Below are 15,215 nucleotides of genomic sequence, written 5' to 3'. Positions count from 1 at the left end.
CGCGCCTTCAGACCGCGCCGTCCTCCGTGAGATCGCGGAGCGCCAGCACGGCCGCGTCCAGCGCCCGTTCCAGGCGGTCGAGTGCCTCGGCGTCGCCGCCCACGGCCGCGGCGATCTCGAGCCGTGCGGCCAGGACGCACTGCAGGGCGGATTCCGAGGCGTTGTCCAAGACGTAGGTGCGGGAGCCCGGTTGGGCGTGTTGGGCGGGAGCAGACATCAGTGTCTCTAGATTCGACCTGGACACTAATCTAGCGGACGTCGGGGTGTCCATTCGGAAGCACCGACGCGGGGACGACGCACCGATCCGGTCGGCGGCCGCGGCTCCCGCGCCGGCGTTCGCCGAGTGCAGGCTGGGGCCTCAGCCGCGGGTGCCCGTCCAGCGGTCGCCGCCGCTGTTCTTCCGGCCGTCGGCGTAGGTCCAGCTGCCCTCGAACGACGTCCCGTCGCCGTTCATCGTGAAGGTGAAGTCGCCGGAGGTGTCCGCGGTCGCGCCCCGCTTCTGACAGCTTCCGGAGGACGGGTCCTCGGCCCAGGTGCCGGTGAAGACCGTCCCCGACACGGTGCCGGTGACGGTGCCGCCGCAGTACGCGTAGGTCCCGGTGACCCTGCCGTCGGCTCCCGCGGACAGCTCCATCGCCCCAAACGACGACCGCCAGCTCCCGGACCAGGCGGCGGCCGCGTCGGTATCGGGGGCGGCGGCGATCGTCGTCGTCACGGCCGTGGTGGCGGACGTGCCCCCGGTGGAGTCCGAGTTGCTGTCGCCGCAACCGACGAGCAGGACGAGCGGGGACAGGGCGAGGAGCAGCAGGAGGCGTCGCATGGGCCGCATGCTGTCGCAGCGCACCCCTCCTCACATCAGGGTTCCCACCCGGGTCTTTGCGCGCCCGCTCGCCTGATCAGTTCCGGCGCTGCTTCGGGCACTGCGGCAGGCGCTTGACGTCGAAGAACGCGACGACGAGCTTCTGGCCGCACGGCCCGACGTTGTTGACCGCCGAGTGCCCGGCCGGCAGCGTGATGCTGGTGGCGCGCGGCAGCCGCTTGCGCACGGCCGCGGCGTAGCTCGGCGGCGTCACCTGGTCCAGCGAGCCGGACACCAGCAACACCGGCATGCGCACGTTGCTGAGCCCGGTCGGGCGCGCGACCTGGGGCTTGCGATCGAACGCCTTGCAGATGGAGACAGCCGGCAGCCCGAGCGTGGTCTGGGTCCCGGCGAAGGTCCGGGCGTAGCTGGGCAGCGACGCGCTGGCGCGGGCGATCCGCGCCGCGGTCAGGTGGGAGAGCTCCTCGCCGCAGAGCACCGAGTACTCCTGGCCGGTCACCAGGCCGGCGGTGGCGCCCGCGTCGCCGGCCTTGAGCAGCTTGGGATCGCGACGGGCGATCGCGCTGATGAGCGACGGAAGCTGATCGATGCCCTGCTTGGTGTAGAAGGCGCTGAACACCTTCGTGATCGCGAGACCCGCCGTCAGGACCTGTCCGGGTGCGGCCGGACTGGTGAGCGGAGCCTGGGCGAGGGACTCGATGCCGGCGTCGAGCTTCTCCCGCAGGTTGCCGTAGCGCGTGCGGCAGCTGGTGAGGTTGCAGGTGGCGTTGAGGGTGTTGACGGCACGGACGAGGTTCCCCGGCGCGTCGAGGGCGAAGTTCGCGCGCGGGTCGATCGTCGACACCAGCAACATCCGCCGGATCCACTTCGGGTTGCGCTGCGCGGCCGCGAGCGCGACCTTCGTGCCGTACGACGTCGCCTGCACGTCGGCCCGTCCGATGTGCAGCGCGCGGCGCACGCTGTCGAGGTCCTGCGCGATCTGGGCGGTGGTGAACCCGCCCAGGTCGATGCCCTGGCGCTTGAGGCGGCCGGCGCAGGCCTCGTAGGTCGCGATCACCAAGGCGCTGATCTCCGCATCGGTGCCCGGGATCGACGTTGCGGCCTTCATCTCCTTCTCGCAGCTGAGCTCGGGCCTCGACAGGCCGACCCCGCGCTGCTCGATGAAATAGATGTCCCGCGTGCGGCGCAGGCTGGACAGCGCGTTCGGCTGCTTGGGCTTCACAGCCGCCAGGACGTTCTGCGCGTTCGGCTCGCCCGGGCCGCCGGACAGGAAGATCAGCGGCGGGGCGCTGGTGTGCCTCAGCGCCACGGCGCGCGTGACGCCGATGGTGACCTTCCGCTGGTCGTCCGGTCGGCGGCCGTGGCGCAGCGGCTGGCGCACCGCGTAGCACCGCACGTCCTTGCCCTCCTTCACCCCGGCCGGCAGCTTCGGGCACTTGGCGACGCGGGCCTGCACCGACGCCTGCGCGCCGCTTGCGGCGGCCGGTGCCGCGACTGCCACGACGGACACCAGAGCAGCGAGCGCGGCCCCTCTACGAACTGCTGACGGCATGGCGGAGGTCTTTCGTCTGACAGGGACGGTGGGCTTCTGCGGCGGCGGTACCCGGCCCGCCGAAACGCGACGCCTCGTCGCTTCTGACTGGGCGCGACGACGCTCACGGCCTGTCCGAGCGGGCGCCGGCGCGTTCGGCCCCGGCCCCCGCGATCATCACCAGCAGCACGCCGGCGGCCGCGAGCGCGCCGGGCACCTGCCCGAGGAACAGCAGGCCGACGAGGACGGCGAACGCGGGCTCGAGGCACATGAGCGTCCCGAAGGCCGCGGTGGTGAGGCGCCGGAGGGCGAGCATCTCGAGCGCGAACGGGATCACCGGCAGCAGGAGGGCGAGGCCGAGCCCGGCGAGGAGGAGCCCTGGGGTGAGGTCGGCGGCGAGTGGCGGTCCGGCGACGAGCAGCGACGCGAGCGCGGCGACCGGCATGCTGACGGCCAGGCCGGTGATGCCGGCGAGCTCGTCGCCGACCCGTTGGGTGAGGACGATGTACGCAGCCCAGCTGCATGCGGCGGTGAGCGCGAAGCCGACCCCGATCGCGCTGACCGCTCCGCTCCACGGCTCGGTCAGCAGGAGGACGCCTGCCGCGGCGACCGCCGGCCACCGCGCGCTCGCTCCGTGCCCGGTGACCACCGCGACCCCCAGCGGACCGAGGAACTCGAGCGCGACGGCGGTCCCGAGCGGCAGGTGGTCGACGGCGGCCATGAACGACAGCGTCACGCCGGCGGTGACCAGGCCGAGCAGTCCGGCGGTCTTCAGCGCCACCCGTGAGAAGGTCCGCACCCGCGGGCGGACGATGACCAGCAGCAGCACCCCGGCCCAGACCAGGCGGAGCGACGCAACCCCCGCAGGCCCCAGCTGATCGAAGAGGCCGACCGACGCGGCGATCCCGACCTGCACGCAGAGCATCGAGACGACCGCCATCCCGGCCCCGGCGCGCGTCGATGTGAGCTTGTGCACCTGGAGCACTACAGCGCCGATGATCGTCAGCGTCCACGCCGGATTCGTTGACGTACCGTTCGGTCCTGCCGGACAATGGTGCGATGGACCTTCACCGCCTGCGGCTCCTGCTCGAGCTGTCGCGTCACGGCTCGATGCGCGCCGTCGGCGACGAGCTCGGCTACACGACGTCGACCGTCTCGCAGCAGCTGGCGACCCTTGCACGCGAGGCCGGCACCCCCTTGCTCGAGCCGGACGGGCGACGGGTCCGCCTCACCCCTGCCGGCCGGCGCCTCGCCGACCACGCGGCCGTGATCCTGGCCGCGGTCGAGGCGGCGCGCGTCGACCTCGACCCGGGCGCGGCCCCGGCCGGGACCGTCCGCGTCGCCGGGTTCGCGACCGCGATCCGGCGCATGCTCGTGCCGATCGCCCGGCAGATCGCCGTCGAGCACCCGGCGGTGCACTTCCGCATCCACGAGCACGAGCCCCCCGAGGCGTTCGCGCTGCTGGCCGCGGACGAGGTCGACCTTGCGCTGGTCTACGACTACGACCTCGCCCCGCACACGTTCGACGACGCGCTGGTCCCGACGCCGCTGTGGACCGCGCCGTGGGCGCTTGCCGTGCCGGCCGGCCCGGACGGAGCCCCGCCGCAGCCGGCCGCGTCGGCGTCCCCGGACGTTGCCCGGCGCTACGCCGGCCACGACTGGATCGTCAACTCCCGCAACACCGCTGACGAGCAGGCCGTCCGGACGATCGCCTCGATCGCCGGCTTCGCGCCGACGATCGCCCACCGCGCCGACGGCCTCGAGCTCGTCCAGGAGCTCATCCTGGCCGGCCTCGGCGTCGGCCTGCTGCCCGCCGACCACCCACCGCATCCCGGGCTGCACCTCATCGGCCTTCGCGACCCGGGTGCGACGCTCCGCGCGTTCGCCGTCACCCGTCGCGGTCGCGAGCGCTGGGCCCCGGTCGCGCTCGTCTCCAGCATGCTGGCCGCGATGCCGCCCGAGCACCCGCCGGAGACCAGCGACTCCTAGGTCACTTCACCAGTCGCACCGCCAGCGTGGCCGAGTCCGACACGACTCCGACAGTCCTTACCGCCGGTCGAGTCTGCGCGGCACCGACCTGACGACGGGCGCCTGCTCCCGGATCTCGTCGAGGAGGCGCTTGGCAAGCTCCCCCGGCGCCTCGCCTCGCAGCAGGCCTCCCCCGCGCGGCACGAAGAACCGGACCGTGACGAGCGGCCGGTACGGGAAGCGGGAGATGTCCGAGGTCCCGGTCACCGCGCAGCACCGGATCTCAGTCTCAGGGACGGCAGCGGCAAGCCGTCCCAGCCCCGTGCGGGCCCGGAGCTCCCGCCCGCGCGCCCGGGTGCCCTCGGGAAACACCCCGATGCACGCCCCGAGGCGCAGCTCCTGGATCGCCCGCTCCAGAGCATGCGCGTCACCGGCACCGCGGTTGATCGGGATCTGTCCCATCCCGTCGAGGACGCGGCCGAGCCCGGGCCGCTCCCACAGCGACGCCTTCGCCAGGGCCTTGACCTGGCGCCGCGGCAGGCCGGCGATGCCGACCGCCACCGAGTCCCACCACGAATCGTGGTTGCCGGCCAGGATCACCGGCCCCTCCTCGGGCAGGTGCTCGAGCCCGGCGACCTGCAGACGCCCCCACCACTTCACCGCAGGCGTGGTTGCACCCATGGCGACGCGGTACATCGCTGGCACGGGCTCCGCCATCAGGCTCCGGATACTACGTGCGCGTCACGCACCGGCCCGATTGGCTGAACGGGGCCCGGCTCCGTTCGGCCTGGTCCCGACCGACGAGGAGCGCGACCTTGTGCTGTTCGAGACGGGCACGAGCCATCGCCTGGATGTCCGCCGCGCTCAACACCACCGTTGGCCTCCGATCCTCGAGCTCCAGTCCGCGAGGTTCGCGGGGGGCGACAAGCCATGGTCAGCGGAGCGACTTCCCCTCGTCCACGACCGCATTCGCGACCGGCTGGCGCGGCGCCGCGCGGTCGATCGGGAATAGATGCCCCGCCGATGCCCGCCGGCCTGCGGCGGTCAGAGGGCGACTGCGAGCACGACGAGACCCCCGCCGACGATCCAGAGGTACAGCTGGAAGGCCCGTCGTAGCGGAGGCGCTGCGGCGTGCAGCTCCATGAAGTGCCGTCCGACGAGCGCGACCTTGACGAACGCGATGGCGATCAACAGGGCGGCGAGTGCTCCGGGGTCGGTCACGCCGTGCTCGACCCCGAGCACGTACGACGCGACGGTCGCCGCGACGAGGACGAACCAGACGACGACCGGAGGGGAACAGACGACGGCGCTCATCCGATCAGGTACAGCAGCGGGAAGAGGACGAGCCACAGCAGGTCGACCATGTGCCAGTAGCCGGCACCGCCTTCCAGCAGTCGCGCGTCGTGGGGGCCGGGTGCCGGCTGCCGCAGCCGGCGCAGCAGGAACACGAGCGTCGCCGTCCCGATGAGGACGTGCGCGAGGTGCATGCCGGTGAGCATGAAGTACAGCTGGAAGAAGCTGTCGGTCGAGACCGAGTGCCCGTTCGCGAGCAGGTCCCGCCATTCGATCGCCTTGATGGCGAGGAACCCGGCGGCGCAGACGATCGCGGCGCCGAGCAGCCGGGCCGCCAGACGGTCGTCGGCACGGCGGGTCGCGCGGACCGCCGCCGCGACCAGCCCCGAGCCGGTGAGCAGCAGCAACGTGTTCGTCAGGCCCAGCCCCTGGTGCAGCTCGGCGGACGAGCGGGCGAACATCGCCGGGTCGTCGGCCCGGACGATCAGCACGATCGCGAAGAACAGGGCGAACAGCGTCATGTCGGCCAGGATGAACAGCCACAGGCCGCCCTCGCCCGGGATCGCTCCGGGGCTGCGCAGCCGCCCGTCCTCCGCCGTGCTCATGTGCGCACCCCCGCGTCCCGGGTCCGCGCGGACGACATCCGCTCGTTGGCCTCGGCGGTGATCGCCCGGCGCAGGACGACGAACCAGACCGGGAACCACAGGCTGAACACGACGGCCGGCAGCCAGAAGGCCGCAGCGCCTGACCATGCGAACGGGCCGGCATGGAAGAAGACGAGGAACGGGCCGGGGAGGAACCCGAATGCCGTCCAGAGGTTGAACCAGCCGAACCAGCGTGGGAAGACCGGATGCTCGGATCCGTCCGTCAGCGTGGCGGCCGCGACCGCGACGCACTGCAGGATCGCGGGCCAGCCGACGCCGACGAGCGCGAGCCAGCCGAAGTCGTGCAGCGCCTGCGTGACATCGGCGCTGCGCTCGGGGTGGAAGGCGGCCGCGGCGAAGATGAACGCGGGCAGGATCACCACGAACATGCCGACTCCACCGGCGGCGAGCTGCGCGTAGGTGAGCAGCGGCCGGTGACCCTCGATGCGCCGGAGCTGGACGCTCATCACGGCCGCCCAGACGCCTTGGAAGAAGCTGGACATGCCGATCAGGACGGCGCCGAGCCGGATCTGGTCGGTGTCCTGCAGGTACATCGCCTTGACCTGCGCGGCGGTCTGGTTGGCGGACACGGGCGGAAGCCAGCCGGCCACGAGGATGCCGGTGAAGAAGACGGCGACGAAGATCGGCCCGCTCCACGTGCAGATCCGCTGCAGCGTGATGTCGAGCGGGACGCCCGCGGCGGCGCGCGGGGCCACGGGTGTCTCGCGCTCGTGCTGGAGCAGCGCCATCAGCAGTCCGCCATCACGCGACTGAAGTGGACGCCGGCCTTGCCGCTGTCGACCGGGCCCGAGGCGCGGTTCCCGAGCTCAGTGGTCCCGCCGGCCCGCGGCGGCGGGTAGGCGTTGTAGCCGAACTGCCGCACCTTGCTGAGCAGGCCGGCCTGGATCAGCGTGTTCGCGGCCGTCGCCACGGACTGCGGCATCGCGACGAGGGTGTCCTCGCCGATGGTCGGGGACACGCGCCCGGCGTGGCCGACGGCGTCGTAGTAGTTGACGGTCGAGCCGAGGCCGCTCAGCACAGCGATCGCGTCGTCGCGGTACGGGGCGAGGTAGCGGAGCATCGGGTTCACCTGGCAGAGGACGGCCTTCAGCTGCGGGAGCGCCTTGGCCGCCGGGTCGCTCGCGGCCTTCGCGGCGTCGAGCGTCTTCTCCAGGCGGGGGGCCGCGCGGCCGAGCTGCTGGACGAGCGCGGTGCCTTCGGTGGCCGCGGGGCGCAGGCTCCCCACGGCGGGCCGCAGGTCGACCAGCGCGCCGCCGAGCTCGTTCAGGACCGGTGCCGCCCGGCCGGAGACGGTGCGCAGAGCCTGAGTCGTCGCCCGGACCTGGCGCAGGGTCGGCGGCAGGTCGGTCAGCAGCGTGCGGACCGAGCGGTCCTGGGCGGCGATCGCCGCGAAGCTCCTGCGAGCCTGCCGCGCCAGCCCGCGGATGCGATCCCCGCGGTCCCCGACGGCGCGGGACAACACCCCGAGCTGGTCGACGAAGGCCGCCAGGCGGTCGCGGTCCTGGTAGAGGACCTTGCTGATCGGGGTGAAGCCGCTGCTGATCGCGCCCGACAGGTCACGCGCCACGTCGTTGACCTCGTCGCCGCGGCCGTCGAGCGCGCGGCCGGTGTCCTGCATCAGCCGGCGGGCGCGCTCACGGGTCTCGCCGCGCAGGACGGAGAGGACCTGGTCGACCTCGACGTAGTCGCCGGCGCGGGACATCGGCAGGGTGGACCCGGAGTCGAGCTTCGACGTCGACGTGCCAGGCTCGAGCTCGACGTAGTTCTCCCCGATCAGCGTCCGCAGCCGGACGGTCGCGCGGGCGTCCTGTGCGAGCGGCCCGTGCTCCTTGTCGATCTCCATCGCGATCCGGGCGCCGAGCCCCTGGCGCCGCACTTCGGTCACGCGGCCGACTCGGACGCCGCCGATCCGGACGCTGGCGCCGGAGCCGAGGGACGCGACGGTGGGCACGAGCGCCTGCACCTCGTAAGGGTCTTCGAGGAAGCTGAACGTCCCGGCCTGGTAGAGGATCGCGCCGCCGAACGCGACGGCGACGAGCGCCGCCGCGAGGACGGTGAGGACGTGGCCGGCGAAGCCGCGCGGGCGGGCGTTCATGGGTCGAACCTCTTGGCGATGGAGCCGCCGAGCTGGATGCCGGGGGCGCAGCTCTTGCCGGCGAACAGACGCGGGTCGCGGGCGATGCCGCTGGACTCGACGGCCAGCGTGACGTCCGCACGCGGCCCGACGCCCTTGGCGTCGCCCATCTTGAAGACGGAGGGGGTCCACTGGAAGAACCGCTGGAGGGGCAGCTTGCAGCCGGCCGCGCTCTTGGTGACGCGGTCGACGTCCGCGACCTGCGGCTGCAGCGCGACGAGCGCGGTGCTGAGGTCCCGGGCGAGCGGGCGCAGGTCGCGGGCCAGCGGCTGCAGCGCGACGACGGGCCGGGCCAGAGCGCGGACGGCGGGGTCCGCGTGGTCGGCGAGGCGGCGGACGGCGGGCAGGGCGTCGGTCAGGTCCCCGGCGGCGGGGCGGACGGCGGCCACCGCGCGGTCGACGTCGCCGACGACCCCGCGGACCGCGGTGAAGCTCGAGTCCAGGCGGCGCAGGACGGGCGGCAGGCGCGTGAGCGTCGCGTCCAGGTCCGGCGAGCCGGCGGCGAGGGTGTTGAGCGTGGTGCCGCCCTCGGTGATCAGGCGCCGGAGCTGCCGGTCGCGGCGGCTGAGGGCACCGGTGAGGGACGCGGTGTCGCTGACGAGGTTCCGGGTGTGCTCGCTGCGGACCGCGAGCTGCTGCGAGAGCCGGTCGGCGACGCGCAGGAACGGCGTGACCTCGACGAACGCCTGGCGCAGCTCGTCGCCGCGGTCGCCGAGTCCCTCGCCCAGGTCGCGCAGGACGGTCGAGACGTGGGCGCGGGCCTCGGGGTCGAAGGTCTGCAGGACGTCGGCGACGTTGACGCTGGTGTCGGTGCGGGAGGCGACGATCGGGACGTCGGCGCTCGCCTTCCCGGCATCGGGGGTGCCGCGGTCCACGATGTCCAGGTACATGTCCTGTAGCGCGGTGTTGGGCCGCAACTGCGCCCTGGCGTTGCGGTAGATCGGGCCCATCGACGAGCGCAGCTTCACGGTCAGGATCGGCTGGTGATCGACCGTCTTGACGGTCGTGATGACGCCGGCGGGGATCCCGTGGAAGCGGACCTCGTCGCGGCCGGCGGGGACGACGGCGGTCGCGTCGCGGACCGCGAAGCGCAGCTCGGTCTGCCCGTGGAAGCTGCCGGACGAGGTCTTGGACACGATGAACCCGAAGGCAGCGAGGCCGAGCAGCCCGCCGATCAGCGTGACGACGGCGGGGTGGGCGGCGCGGCGGAGCTCGACCGTCAGGCGGTCGCGCGTGAGACCCTCGGTGAGGCGGTCGCGGGGGTCCACGTGGTCCTCGTCCCGGTCGCCGTCGAGCAGGCCGCCCGTCATGGGTTCACGCTTCCGGGAACGGGGCCGAGCGGGTTGTAGCCCGACAGCTGCTTGATCGAGCTCATGAGGTTCTCGCACTGCAGGACCGCGCTCTTCTCAGGGTCCGTGATGATCTCGCCGCACGGCAGCGAGTCGATCGCGGTGCCCTGCGCGAAGAGGGGGAACCGGAACAGGCTCGAGGACTTGTCGTAGCCCGCCATCGCGGAGTTCGTGGAGGCGAACGTCGGGCCGATCATCTCGTAGGTCGTGCGCTTGCTCACCGCGTCGCGCTCGGCCAGGAACGGGAGGATCGTGTCGCGGACGCGGTCGACGCTCGGCGTGAGGTCCTCGATGACGGGGGTCCCGGCGCGGGCGGTCACCACCAGCGAGCGGACCGCGGGACGCAGGCGCCTGACGAGCGGCCTGACGTCGCGCAGCAGCGGCTCGGCGCGGCGGACGACGGGCCGCAGCCGCGCGACGGCCGGTGCGAGCTGCCCCGCCGGCGCGTCGAGGTCGTCGGCGAGGCCGTCGACCCCGGTGAGGGTGGTGTCGAGCCGGGTCAGCGTGGCGCGCACCCGCGGCGTGATGTCGGCCAGCAGGTCGATCGCCTGACCGATGTCGCCGGCGCGGTTACCGGTCGTCGTGAGGGTCGTGGCGCCGCCCTGGACGACGTCGCGGATGGCGTCACCGGGAGTGTTCACGGCGCGGACGGCCGCGGCGGTGTTCCGGACGAGGGCGGGCAGGTCGCCGTCGCTGCGGCCCCGCGCGGCTGCGAGTGCCTTGCGCAGGTCGGGGGCGGACGCGGCCAGCGTGTCGAGCGCCGTCGCGGGCGCCGCCGGGTCGGCGAACACCTGCGGCAGCTCGTGCAGCAGGCTCTGCAGGCCCGCGCGCTGCGGCCCGCGCACGCTCGCGAGGACGTCGTCGAGCTCGACCTGGCCCTCGGTGCGCACGGCCGGGATCGGGCCGGTCAGCGTCCCCGCCGTGCTCGACCCGCGGTCCAGGTCGACGGCGAAGGTCCCGCCCAGGACGGTGCGCCAGCGCAGCGTGGCGGTCGCGTCGGCGTAGATCGGCGCAGCGGTCTCGTCCACCTTCATGGTCACGGTCGCGGTGCGCCCGTCCCCGTCGAGCGTGATGTCCGAGACGGTGCCGACGTTCACGCCCTTGACGCGGACCGGGTCGCTCTTGGTGAGCTGCGCGGTGTCGGTGAAGACGGCGCGGACCGTGGTCGTGTCCGCGGCGAACGGCTTCCGGTACGCCCCGCTGTAGACGGCGACGACGACGAAGGCGAGGACCGCCGTCGACACGACGCCGACGAGGACGACGTGGCGTTCGGCGCTCATGCCGAGCTGCTGCAGGCGACGGATCACTTGGGTGCTCCCTGCGTTAGCGACACCGGGTAGTAGGCGCCGGGGACGAACTTGCAGGGGCGCGGGTAGGGGTCGTGGTCGACGAGCTTCTCGGTCACGCTCGTGATGAGCTCACCCTGTCCACGGATCTCCTCGAAGGCGGGGGTCGCGACGACGCGGATGCTGTTCAGCGGCCCGATCGCCCCGCCGCCGGCGACTCCGAAACCGAGGAAGCTGCGCCAGACGGTGGCGAAGTTCTTCACGTCGCAGCCGTGCTGCCCCACGGTGACGAGCGTCGGCCGGAGGGCGTTCGCGGCGTTCGTGAGGAGCTTGAGGTCCGGCTCGAGGGCGTCGGTGACCTTGACGAGCGCCGGGACTGCGGGGCCGGCGGCCTTCAGCAGGCGGGTCGTCCGGCGCAGGGGCTCGCGGCTGGTGCGCAGGAGCGTGGCGGTCTGGCGCAGGGCGGCGGGGGCAGCCGGGAGCGTGCCGTCCGCGGCGCGCGCGACGGTCCGGACGGAGGCCAGCAGCCGGGCGCCGCCGTCGAGACCGGCGCGGGCGGTGCGCAGGGCCGGCGGCGCCTCGGCCAGGAGCTGCTGCACGTCCTCGCCGTGGTCGGCGAACGGGGTCAGCGCATCGGCGCCGGGCTTCAGGCCGCGGGCGATGTCCTCGCGGGCGCCGTCGAGCGGCGTGGCGGCGGCGTTCAGCGACGGGGCGAGGCGGGCGACCGCGCCGTCGCGCTCCAGGACCGTGCCGATCGTGGTGCGCAGGCGGCGGCCGGTCGGGGCGACGACGCGCAGGGCGCCGTTGAGGTCGTCGCCGCGGCCGAGCAGGCCACGGCCCAGTTCGCCGAACGTCGTCCCGAGCCCCTGCCGGGTGGCGGTGTCGAAGGTGTCGAGCGTCTCGGGAACGCCGAAGGTCAGCGAATCCGTGCCGGAGCGGATCGTCGCGTCCTGGGCGAGCATCGTGCTGCTGCGTCCGGGGACGAGCTCGAGGTAGCGCTGCCCGAGCAGGCCACGGCTGCGGATGAAGACGGTGGTGTCGCGCGGCAGCGGACCCGTCCCGGAGTCGAGCTTGAGGCGGAGCAGGGCCTGCCCGTCGCGGACGTCCTTGCTCGCCACCTGGCCGACGCGCACGCCGGCGATGCGGACCTCGTTGTGCGGGCGCAGGTTCCCGGCGTCCGGGAGGGCGACCTCGTAGCTGCCGTAGCTGACGCCCGGGACGCCACCCGGGGAGCGCAGCGCGACGGTGAGTACGCCCGCCAGCAGCGCGAGGACGAGCAGCCCGGTGCTCAGGACGGTGAAGGGGCGCGCCTGCTCGCGGCGCGGGCGGCGGGTTCGGCGAGCGCTCGTCATGGCTTCAGGAGGAAGTCGAGGAGGGCACCGGCCGGGTCGTCACGGCTGTCGTCCGGGGCTGGCGCCGGAGCTGATCCGGCCGGGCCCGCGAGGCCGGGCAGCAGCTTTGCGAGCACGCCGGTGACGGTGTCCTGCGTCTTGCCGACGACGTCCTTCAGGGCCTTGGCAGGACCCGGGCGCCTGTCGTCCTGCCGGGCGGGCGTGGCGGCCGCGCCAGAAGGCGCCGGGCCTGGCTTGGTTGCGCCGCCGGTGCCGCCCGTCCGGCGCGCCGGGGCCGTCGGGCTCAGCAGCTGCAGCCGTCGCGTCAGGGTCTGGATCGTGTCGACCGAGATCGACGCGCGGCCCCGGAAGACGTGTGAGAGGCCGTCGCGCAGCTGGATCGAGCGCGACCAGCCCTCGGCCAGCCCGAGGAGGTCGTCGACCGAGGCGCCGAGCGTCCGGGTCGCCGGCCCGGAGGTGGTGAGCAGCGCGGTCAACGCCTTGGCCGTCGGCACCGCCTGCCGCGCGACGGGCGCCGCCTTCACGCCGAGGCGCGTGAGCTCCGGGGCGAGGTCCGGGACCTCGTCGAGCGCGGGGCGGGCGCTCGCCTCGAACGGCTCCACCTGGGTCAGCGTGGCGCGGAGGCCCGGCGCGGTCCGGGTGATGAGGCGGGCCGCGGAGGCGAGCGGCCGCGTGGTGTCCTGCAGATCGGTGAGCAGGCGGTCGGCGGACGCGAGGGTGGTGGGCGCCTCGGCGAGGGTCTGGCGCAGCTGCGCACGCTTTGCGGCGACCGCGGCCGCGGTCTTCCCGGTGACGTCGACCATCCGGTTCAGCTCATCGCGCTCGGCGTTCACGCGGGCAACGAGGCGGCCCGCGCGATCGACCACGTCCCCGACGGTGTGGTTGTCCTGAGCGAGCTGACCGACGAGCTTCCGACCGGCGCTGAGCGCCGGCGGCAGCTCGTGGAGGAACGCGTTGAAGTCCGCCCGGCGGTGCGTCAGGGCGAAGCCGGTCTCGTTGATGAGGACGGCCAGCCGCGTGCGCACGCCTGAGTCGAGGACGTCGAGGACCTGGTCCAGGTCGACGGACGTGCTCACCCGGCGGGTGGGCAGCCAGGCGCCGGACGCCAGCGGGGTCCGCGTGTCGCCCGGGTCGAGCTCGACGTACTTCTCCCCCACGAGGTTCGTGGCGACGATCCGCGCGGTGGCGTTGCGGCCGACGGCGTCATGCCCGTCGTCGAGCGCCATGCGCACGTCGACCGCGTCCTTCGGCCCGAGCTTCAGCGCGAGCACGCGGCCGACCGGGACGCCGCCGGTCCGGACCTCCGACCCGTTGCGCAGCCCGTTCGCGGACTTCAGGCGCAGGTTCAGCTCGTACGCGTCGTCGCCCCCGACCAGCTGCAGGCCGGCGATCAGCGCCACGACGCAGGCGAACAGCCCGGTGAGCAGCACACGCGGGCTCATGGGCGGAACTCGTCGTCGTTGTCGATCTCCAGGATGTTCTTGGAGAGCGGGTCGAAGGCGATCGCCTCGGGGTCCTTCGTGGGATCGGTGGAGTCGGGGCCGACGCCGCACTCGGGCAGGTACCACGTCTGGTTCGCGTTCTGGCCCGGCGGGCGCGGGAACGCGTACTGCTCCTGCGCGGCCGGCAGCACCTTGCTCAGCTGCGGGTTCGTCAGCGGCGTGAACGTCCCGAACGGGTAGGCCTGGGCGGTGATCCGGGCGAACTTGTCCTTGCCGTCGCTGTTGGACGACACCTGTCCCCAGGTGGACGCGAAGCCGGCGATCTCCGGGGTGTAGGGCCGGACGCACGAGAGCTGCCGTGCGGCTTCCTTCCCGACGTCGCCGAGCTTCGGCAGCAGCGGCCGGGCGGCGGTGAGGACGCGTGTCAGGTCCGGGGCGCCCTTGCGGAGGGTGGCGACGGTCGCGCGGGCGTCGGGCGCCACGGCGGCGAGCGTCGTCAGCGTCCGGGACAGCGGGGCTGCGATCTTCCGGACCTCGCCGATCCCGGGCGCGAGCCGCTCGGTCAGCCGGTCGGCCTTCGCGAGGGTGACGTCGGCGCGGCGGAGCGTCCCGCGGGCGGTGGACAGCGTCGGGGGCAGCTCGCGTAGCGCGGTCTGCAGCCGGTCCGCGCGGGTGCCGACCGCGGCGAAGGTCTGCGCGGCTCCGGCGACGAGCGGGCCGAGGCCCGGGTCGGCGGCGTTGATCGCCGCCGTGACGCGGTCGCCGGAGCGCACGAGCTGGTCGAGGGCCGCCTCGTCGCTGCCGAGGTCGGTGAGCACGGCGCGGGCCTGGGCCAGCGCGGGCGGTGCCTCGTCGAGCGCGGCGCTCAGCCCGGGCCGCGCGGCCGCGAGGGCGGTGCCGGTCGCGTCGACGGTCCGGCGCAGGTCCTTGCGCGTGGGCGCGTCGAACGTCTTCAGGACCTGGTCGAACTCGACGGGGGTCACGAACTGCGCGCGGGACAGCTGCGCCCCGTCGGCCAGTGGCCTGATGCGGCGGGTCCCGCGGTCGATCGAGACGTAGCGCGCGGCGAACGCGATCGTCCCGCCGTAGCGCACGCGGAGCCGGTCGCCGGCGTAGATCGGCCAGACGCGGTCGTCGTCGATGCGCAGCCCGATGCGCGCGCGGCCGTCGCCGGTCGCCTCCACGGAGTCGATCCGGCCAACCTTCTGGCCGGCCGCGCGGATGTCGACACCCGCGTACAGGTTCGTCGCCTTGTCGACGGTGACGGTCAGGTGGTGGCCCTTGTCGGAGCCCCCGGTCACGATTGCGACGAGCGCGACGACCGCGAGCAGTAGAACAGCGGTGAGAGCGCGCCTGAGCGCGACCGGGGTCATGC

At 73.6% G+C, this 15,215-nt stretch carries 15 protein-coding genes; 1 reads left to right on the top strand and 14 read right to left on the bottom strand.

Annotated elements, in window-relative coordinates; translation table 11 throughout:
- Nucleotides 1-7: 7 nt before the first annotated feature.
- From DSM112329_RS08685 to DSM112329_RS08670, 4 genes are all read right to left on the bottom strand, one after another.
- The gene (locus DSM112329_RS08685) at nucleotides 8-217 is read right to left on the bottom strand and encodes a hypothetical protein (RefSeq protein ID WP_354701422.1); all 210 of its coding nucleotides are present in this window, start codon (nucleotides 215-217) and stop codon (nucleotides 8-10) included.
- 141 nt (nucleotides 218-358) lie between these two features.
- Nucleotides 359-820: a hypothetical protein gene (locus DSM112329_RS08680; RefSeq protein ID WP_354701421.1), complete on the bottom strand. Its 462-nt coding sequence runs from the start codon at nucleotides 818-820 to the stop codon at nucleotides 359-361.
- Nucleotides 821-896: 76 nt separating this feature from the next.
- The gene (locus DSM112329_RS08675) at nucleotides 897-2,330 is read right to left on the bottom strand and encodes an alpha/beta hydrolase (protein WP_354701420.1); all 1,434 of its coding nucleotides are present in this window, start codon (nucleotides 2,328-2,330) and stop codon (nucleotides 897-899) included.
- Between the two features lie 145 nt (nucleotides 2,331-2,475).
- On the bottom strand, nucleotides 2,476-3,291 hold the full coding sequence (locus tag DSM112329_RS08670) for an EamA family transporter (RefSeq protein ID WP_354702456.1): 816 nt from the start codon (nucleotides 3,289-3,291) through the stop codon (nucleotides 2,476-2,478).
- Between the two features lie 119 nt (nucleotides 3,292-3,410).
- Here DSM112329_RS08670 and DSM112329_RS08665 point away from each other — a divergent pair, with 119 nt between their 5' ends.
- Complete coding sequence (locus DSM112329_RS08665) at nucleotides 3,411-4,340, top strand: LysR family transcriptional regulator (protein WP_354701419.1); 930 nt, start codon at nucleotides 3,411-3,413, stop codon at nucleotides 4,338-4,340.
- A gap of 57 nt (nucleotides 4,341-4,397) precedes the next feature.
- Here DSM112329_RS08665 and DSM112329_RS08660 read toward each other — a convergent pair whose 3' ends face one another.
- From DSM112329_RS08660 to DSM112329_RS08615, 10 genes are all read right to left on the bottom strand, one after another.
- Nucleotides 4,398-5,036: a lysophospholipid acyltransferase family protein gene (locus tag DSM112329_RS08660; protein WP_354701418.1), complete on the bottom strand. Its 639-nt coding sequence runs from the start codon at nucleotides 5,034-5,036 to the stop codon at nucleotides 4,398-4,400.
- 327 nt (nucleotides 5,037-5,363) lie between these two features.
- Nucleotides 5,364-5,633: a cytochrome C oxidase subunit IV family protein gene (locus DSM112329_RS08655; protein WP_354701417.1), complete on the bottom strand. Its 270-nt coding sequence runs from the start codon at nucleotides 5,631-5,633 to the stop codon at nucleotides 5,364-5,366.
- A complete protein-coding gene (locus DSM112329_RS08650) occupies nucleotides 5,630-6,217 on the bottom strand; it encodes a cytochrome c oxidase subunit 3 (RefSeq protein WP_354701416.1) in 588 nt (195 codons plus the stop codon). The genes DSM112329_RS08655 and DSM112329_RS08650 overlap by 4 nt, the downstream gene beginning before the upstream one ends.
- A complete protein-coding gene (locus tag DSM112329_RS08645) occupies nucleotides 6,214-7,005 on the bottom strand; it encodes a hypothetical protein (RefSeq protein ID WP_354701415.1) in 792 nt (263 codons plus the stop codon). The genes DSM112329_RS08650 and DSM112329_RS08645 overlap by 4 nt, the downstream gene beginning before the upstream one ends.
- Nucleotides 7,005-8,372 carry an MlaD family protein gene (locus tag DSM112329_RS08640; protein ID WP_354701414.1) on the bottom strand — a complete coding sequence of 456 codons (1,368 nt, stop codon included), beginning with the start codon at nucleotides 8,370-8,372 and terminating at the stop codon, nucleotides 7,005-7,007. The genes DSM112329_RS08645 and DSM112329_RS08640 overlap by 1 nt, the downstream gene beginning before the upstream one ends.
- Complete coding sequence (locus tag DSM112329_RS08635; protein ID WP_354701413.1) at nucleotides 8,369-9,721, bottom strand: MlaD family protein; 1,353 nt, start codon at nucleotides 9,719-9,721, stop codon at nucleotides 8,369-8,371. Before DSM112329_RS08635 ends, DSM112329_RS08640 begins: the two co-directional genes overlap by 4 nt.
- Nucleotides 9,718-11,067 (bottom strand): MlaD family protein, encoded by a 1,350-nt coding sequence (locus tag DSM112329_RS08630; RefSeq protein WP_354701412.1) that lies wholly within the window; start codon nucleotides 11,065-11,067, stop codon nucleotides 9,718-9,720. The genes DSM112329_RS08635 and DSM112329_RS08630 overlap by 4 nt, the downstream gene beginning before the upstream one ends.
- Complete coding sequence (locus DSM112329_RS08625) at nucleotides 11,064-12,398, bottom strand: MlaD family protein (protein WP_354701411.1); 1,335 nt, start codon at nucleotides 12,396-12,398, stop codon at nucleotides 11,064-11,066. Before DSM112329_RS08625 ends, DSM112329_RS08630 begins: the two co-directional genes overlap by 4 nt.
- Complete coding sequence (locus DSM112329_RS08620) at nucleotides 12,395-13,840, bottom strand: MlaD family protein (protein WP_354701410.1); 1,446 nt, start codon at nucleotides 13,838-13,840, stop codon at nucleotides 12,395-12,397. The genes DSM112329_RS08625 and DSM112329_RS08620 overlap by 4 nt, the downstream gene beginning before the upstream one ends.
- Complete coding sequence (locus DSM112329_RS08615; RefSeq protein ID WP_354701409.1) at nucleotides 13,837-15,213, bottom strand: MlaD family protein; 1,377 nt, start codon at nucleotides 15,211-15,213, stop codon at nucleotides 13,837-13,839. The genes DSM112329_RS08620 and DSM112329_RS08615 overlap by 4 nt, the downstream gene beginning before the upstream one ends.
- Between the last annotated feature and the right edge of the window lie 2 nt (nucleotides 15,214-15,215).

Source organism: Paraconexibacter sp. AEG42_29 (assembly GCF_040581415.1).
Classification (GTDB): Bacteria; Actinomycetota; Thermoleophilia; order Solirubrobacterales; family Solirubrobacteraceae; genus Paraconexibacter.
Note: the sequence above shows the minus strand (reverse complement) of the source record. Positions and strands in the feature narration are given on the sequence as shown.